Here is a 543-nt window from a genome sequence, read left to right as displayed (position 1 = left end):
GCGATGTCCAGGCTGTGGCCGCTGGGAAAGCGGTAGGGACCAGCAGCCGGGTCCCGCATGTACGCGTCGATCGCCGCAACGATCTCCTGGCTGCTGATGATGCCGGCTCTGCGCAGGTCCGCGAGGGTCGAAGGTCTGGCCGGCATGGTCGCGCTGATCATTCCCTGACGTTGACTTAACCGTGCCGCCCGGCCGACATGCCATGTCCGGCTGGCGCACGCCTCGCGCGAGTCGCCGGCGCAACCAGGAGCACCGACCGCCGCAGTAGGACCCTGAAAAGCCAACAGCCCCGACCCGGCAAGGTCGAGGCTGTCGAAATCGAGATGGCCTGTGGGGCCGCTTTTCCAATCCTCACAAGCCACGAAGCGCCCTCGGGCGTCAAGTCGGAACCCCGGTTCCGGCGGGCGTGTCGCAAACCCGGCTGTGAGCCGCGGAAGGGCGTCTACCGTCTCGCTTTCATGCTTTGTTCGTGACAGGAAGGCCGAAGCAGCAGGCGAGCAGCTGGTTCTGCTCGCGCACGGTCCAGATCCCCGCAAACCCGAA

The 543-nt window shown here is 66.3% G+C and carries 1 pseudogene; it reads right to left on the bottom strand.

Features of this window, described 5'->3' with window-relative positions:
* Nucleotides 1–456 precede the first annotated feature (456 nt).
* A pseudogene (locus tag MKL01_RS33865) lies at nucleotides 457–543 on the bottom strand (IS6 family transposase); the annotation flags it as partial.

Source organism: Methylobacterium sp. J-070 (assembly GCF_022829385.1).
In the GTDB taxonomy this organism is placed as follows: Bacteria; Pseudomonadota; Alphaproteobacteria; order Rhizobiales; family Beijerinckiaceae; genus Methylobacterium.
Note: the sequence above shows the minus strand (reverse complement) of the source record. Positions and strands in the feature narration are given on the sequence as shown.